The sequence below is a fragment of the Terrisporobacter sp. genome (assembly GCF_017888745.1).
Lineage (GTDB): Bacteria > Bacillota > Clostridia > Peptostreptococcales > Peptostreptococcaceae > Terrisporobacter.
In genome coordinates, this window is the sequence record NZ_JAGHFM010000145.1 from 1 (window position 1) to 5,584 (window position 5,584).

General features: G+C 29.9%; 4 protein-coding genes. All 4 read left to right on the forward strand.

Annotated elements, in window-relative coordinates; genetic code table 11:
- The first annotated feature begins 327 nt into the window (after positions 1 to 327).
- Positions 328 to 1,701: an MATE family efflux transporter gene (locus J7G74_RS06980; protein ID WP_297133456.1), complete on the forward strand. Its 1,374-nt coding sequence runs from the start codon at positions 328 to 330 to the stop codon at positions 1,699 to 1,701.
- 263 nt (positions 1,702 to 1,964) lie between these two features.
- Positions 1,965 to 3,545, forward strand: coding sequence for an alpha-glucoside-specific PTS transporter subunit IIBC (locus J7G74_RS06985; protein ID WP_297133457.1), 1,581 nt, complete (start codon positions 1,965 to 1,967; stop codon positions 3,543 to 3,545).
- A 62-nt stretch (positions 3,546 to 3,607) separates the two neighbouring features.
- Positions 3,608 to 4,129 carry a hypothetical protein gene (locus tag J7G74_RS06990; RefSeq protein WP_297133458.1) on the forward strand — a complete coding sequence of 174 codons (522 nt, stop codon included), beginning with the start codon at positions 3,608 to 3,610 and terminating at the stop codon, positions 4,127 to 4,129.
- A 353-nt stretch (positions 4,130 to 4,482) separates the two neighbouring features.
- Positions 4,483 to 5,584: family 4 glycosyl hydrolase (locus J7G74_RS06995; RefSeq protein ID WP_297133459.1), on the forward strand; the 1,102-nt coding region annotated here is incomplete at its 3' end.

The following is a 5,584-nucleotide window of genomic DNA, read 5'->3' on the forward strand; positions in this document are numbered from 1 at the left end:
ATACAGTGGCTTAGACGAAGTAAATTTTTTATTAAGTGTGATTTATTTCTCGTAAGTCACAATATAACTATTAACTATTATTGTATTATATCTTTGAGTTATTTTTTGATTTCATAATGTAGTAATATATAATGAGGATATAATTAATATTATAGAAACTAGATGATATTAATAACTTAGATTTTGTTATTTACTATAAATTATTATGATAATATAATATAGAATGTCTAAAAAATAATACAAACTATAAGTAACTATATATATTAGAGGAAATTTATTTAAACCTACTAATATATTAAAGTAGAGTTTAGAAAAAGAGGTGATATTTTGCAAAATACATTTAAATTAGATGAAGAAAATAAAAAGTTTTATAAAACTTTAATTATGTTATGTGTACCAATTATAATACAAAATTTAATATCAAGTTTAATTAACATGATAGATACTGTAATGGTTGGAGGATTAGGAGAAATATCAGTGGCGTCCATTGGTATTGCTAATCAATATTTCTTTTTATACAATATGGCATTGTCAGGAATAATTGGTGGATCAGGTATATTTATAGCACAGTTTTATGGAAAAGATGATAAAGCTAATATTAGAAGAATTACAGGATTGAGTACAATATTTGCTGTAGCTTTAGGTTTAATATTTTTAGTAATAGCTATTTTTTCGCCAAGATTTATAATTAATTTCTTCACACATGATGAAGAGGTAATAAAAATTGCTATAGATTATTTTTCTATAATAGGATTTTGTTATCCGATTATTGCAATAAGTAATGTATTTAGTATGGGTTCAAGAAGCATTAGAAATCCTAAGTTAGGTATGATATGTAGTTCAATATCCCTTGTTGTAAATATAATTTTAAACTATGCATTTATATTTGGAAAATTTGGAATGCCTACTATGGGTGTAAGAGGTGCTGCATTGGCTACAGTTGTAGCTAGAGTAGTAGAGCTAGTTTTATTGATAAGCTATGTTTATTTTATAAAAAATGATTATGAATTAAGATTTACTTTCAAGGACATAAAATCAATTAATAAAGAATTATCAAAAGCCTTCGTATCAAAGACTATACCTATTTTTTTCAATGATACACTTTGGGCATTTGGAACAGTTTTATATGCCATTGCATATTCAAAGGCTGGTACCTCAGCAATTGCAGCAAGTCAAATTGCTAGCAGTACAGGAAATTTCTTTATAATGACAGCGGTATGTGTTGCAATAGGATCTTCAATTATGATAGGTAATGAATTGGGGGCAGATAACATAAAAAAGGCTATACTTTATGCTAAAAAGTTTGCTGTTTTGGTATCTTTAGTGGGAGCTATTTTTGGTGGTTTGCTAATTCTTTCCATACCAATACTTTTAAAAGTATTTAGTGTGTCAGAAGCTCTTGCACCAGATATAAGAAAGATATTTATTGTGATGGGATTACTTATGATTCTTAAAACTTTTAATACTTTTATAATAATTGGTGTTCTTAGAAGTGGAGGAGATGCTAAGTATGCATTGGCTTTAGAAATGGGATGTATGTGGTTAGTTTCTTTACCTATAACATTTTTTGCTGCATATCATGGTGTACCTATTTATATATTGGTGGCTCTTACTTATACAGAGGAAGTGGCTAAGTTTATTTTTGGAGTACCGAGGGCGCTATCTAAGAGATGGGCTAATAATATTGTGAAAGATATGTAAAGTAATAGATGATTTAAGCTTCATTTTTCTTGTATTTATCAAGAGAAATGAAGCTTATTTTTAATTTATAGTTGAATAAGAAAATCGTTTATTGAAAAAGTAATAAAACTTTATAAATAAATGTGAAAAATCACTAAAAATGTTAAATGTCATATAAATTAATGCGAAAGTTCTTAATAGGGAAAACGTATTGCTGGCAAAAATATTCTCTGATAACATAAAAACATAAAATCAAAACACAAACTAAGGGGGATATTATCATTATGATGCAGAAGATTCAAAAATTTGGTGGGGCTATGTTTACTCCAGTTTTACTATTCGCTTTTGCGGGGATTGTTATAGGTGTGGGGACTTTATTTACCACTGAAGCAGTCATGGGCTCATTAGCAGCTACAGATACAATGTGGTTCAAATGTTGGAACGTTGTATTGCAAGGTGGTTGGACAGTATTTAATCAATTGCCATTATTATTTGTAGTCGGTCTTCCAATAGGAATGGCTAAGAAACAAAATGCAAGATGTTGTATGGAAGCACTTGTGCTTTACTTAACATTTCATTATTTTTTAAGTACAATTCTATCTCAATGGGGATATGTATTTGGTGTTGATTTTGCAGCAGAAGTTGGTGGAACTAGTGGTCTTACTATGATTGCTAATATTAAAACTTTAGATATGGGAATGATTGGTGCTTTAGCTATATCTGGAATCGTTATTTACTTACATAATCGTTTTTTTGATACTGAATTACCTGAATGGTTAGGAACATTTAGTGGTTCAACATTTGTATTTATGATAGGATTTTTCGTACTTATTCCAGTTGCTATTTTAGCCGCTTTTGTATGGCCTAAAATACAATTGGGAATGTTAGCATTCCAAGGATTTGTAAAAGGTGCAGGTGCACTTGGAATTTGGGTATTTGTATTCTTAGAAAGAGCCTTAATTCCATTTGGATTACATCATATTTTATACTCACCATTCTGGTATGATAATGTATTAGTTCCTGGTGGTCTTTATTCTTACTGGGCTACTATGTTACCAGAACTTGCATCATCAAGTGCATCACTAGCATCAATGGTTCCTGAGGCTGGATTCTCATCAACAGGATTTTCAAAAATATTTGGATGTGCAGGTGTAGCATTGGCATTTTATGCAACTGCAAAACCTGAAAAGAAAAAGAAAACTCTTGGATTATTAGTTCCAATAACTTTAACAGCAATATTCTGTGGTGTTACAGAACCAATAGAATTTACTTTCTTATTTGTTGCTCCATGGCTGTTTATAGTACATGCTTTACTTGCAGCAACACTTTCAACTGCTATTTATCTTGCAGGTGTTGTAGGAATTCATGCAGGTGGTGTAATAGAAATGGCATCTTTAAACTGGATTCCATTAATGGCTAATCACTGGCAACAATATTTAGCAATGCTAGGTATAGGTTTAGTATTTACAGTAATCTGGTTTGTTGTATTCAAATTCCTAATAATAAAATTTGATGTGAAAACTCCAGGTAGAGAAGATGATGATGAAGATGTTAAATTCCATACAAAATCTGATTATAAAGAAAAGAAAAATGGTACTGATGAAAAATATGCATTTGCCAAAGCTATATTAGAAGGCCTAGGGGGAGCAGGTAATATAGTTGATGTAACAAACTGTGCAACTCGTTTAAGAGTTAATGTAAAAGATCCAAGTATATGTAAAAATGATGGATATTTTAAATCAATAGGAGCACATGGATGCTCTGCTAATGGAAAATCAATCCAAGTAATAGTAGGATTAAAAGTACCAAAAGTAAGAGATGATTTTGAAAAATTATTATCAACAGGAAGTTCTGAAAGTATATAATAAGAAAATAATAAGATAATGTGTAAATTAAGGTTATATTAATTCAGAAAGTAGGAGAAAAAATGAGCAAATCTACATTAATAAAAAGCAAAAAAAATATAATAAACAAAGAACATATAAATTCATTGAATAAGTATTATAATATTGCCAAAATATTACTTACTTTAACACCTTTTATGAGTTTGATGTATATATCTATGGAATCTGCCAAGGTAGGCTTACCTATGTCAGAAGTAATACAATCAAACCCAAAACTTACAATAATATTTTTAGTATCTATGGTAAATCCTTTTATAGCGTATTTACTAACATTTATCCAAAAGAAAATAGATGAAAATGATATTGAATATGCAGTAACAAATTTATCTATATTTGTAATAGCTGAGATACTACTACAAAATGTGTTATATGCTATTTTATTTGGATTTATTTTACATAAAACTCTTAAAGTTTATAATAGAACTCTTAAAAAAAGTTTTGAAGTGAAATTAAAAGATGGATTTTTGATGACTAATTCAGGGAGTTTAGTTGTTATATTTTTAGCTGGAATTTGTTTATTTGCTACTATAAGAATTAATATGTAGAGAAGAAAATATTAAAAGCATGGTACCTATTAGGTATCATGCTTTTTTTATTTCCAATTGATCACTTAATCAACGGGTAAAGTCGTTGTCGACATGAAGTGGAGTGCCTACGCAGTGACTTAAGCGAAGCGAATTTTGAGCAACGGACGAAGTCGTTGGCGATATGAAGTGGAGCGCCCACGCAGTGGCTTAAGCGAAGCGAATTTTTTATGTGAAAAATTACAAAAAATGTTATAAAAAACAGTTAGACAAACCGTTTCCCTAAAGGATCCAAACATATTGTAATAGTTTTTTAGGGAGTGTACTATGTACTCATAAAGGAAATAAAAAATAAAAAATGGGGGAAATAAAAAATGGAAAATAAAAAATATTCAGTTACAGTAGCAGGTGGAGGTAGTACATTTACACCAGGGATAGTATTAATGTTATTAGAAAATATGGACAGATTTCCAATTCGTTCAATTAAATTTTATGATAACGATGCTGAGAGACAAGAAATAGTAGCAAAAGCTTGTGAAATACATTTAAAAGAAAATGCACCAGAAATAGAATTTACATATACAACAGATCCAGAAGTAGCTTTCAGTGATATAGATTTCGTATTAGCACATATTCGTGTAGGGAAATATGCAATGCGTGAAAAAGATGAAAAAATACCATTAAAATATGGTGTAGTAGGACAAGAAACTTGCGGACCAGGAGGAATAGCTTATGGAATGCGTTCAATAGGAGGAGTTATAGAAATACTTGACTATATGGAACAATATTCACCAAATGCTTGGATGTTAAACTATTCAAATCCAGCTGCAATAGTAGCCGAAGCAACAAGAAGATTAAGACCAAATTCAAAAATATTAAATATATGTGACATGCCAATAGATTTAGAAGAAAAAATGGCTCATATGTGTGGATTAAGTTCAAGAAAAGAAATGCAAGTAGGTTATTATGGATTAAATCACTTTGGATGGTGGCATAAAATATATGACAAAGAAGGAAATGATTTAATGCCACAAATAAAAGAACATGTAGCAGTAAATGGGTTTGCAGATGCTTTATCAGATACTAATCAACATGTTGACCAAAGCTGGAGAGAAACTTTCACAAAAGTAAAAGATGTTTATGCAGTTGATCCAACAACTATACCAAATACTTACTTAAAATATTATTTATTCCCAGATTACGTTGTAGAACATTCTAATAAAGAATATACAAGAGCAAATGAAGTTATGGATGGAAGAGAAAAACAAGTATTTGGAGCTTGTAAAGATATAATAGAAAAAGGTACAAGCAAAGATGGTGGATTTGAACCAGATGTACATGCTTCATACATAGTTGATTTAGCTTGTGCACTTGCTCAAAATACAAATGAAAGATTCCTTCTTATAGTTCCAAATGAAGGTGCTATAGAAAACTTTGATAGAACAGCAATGGTTGAAATACCTTGTATAGTAGGTA

Coding starts and splice junctions, on each gene's coding strand:
- J7G74_RS06985 (WP_297133457.1), top strand. CDS start 1,965: ATGATGCAGAAGATTCAAAAATTTGGTGGGGCTATGTTTACTCCAGTT.
- J7G74_RS06990 (WP_297133458.1), top strand. CDS start 3,608: ATGAGCAAATCTACATTAATAAAAAGCAAAAAAAATATAATAAACAAA.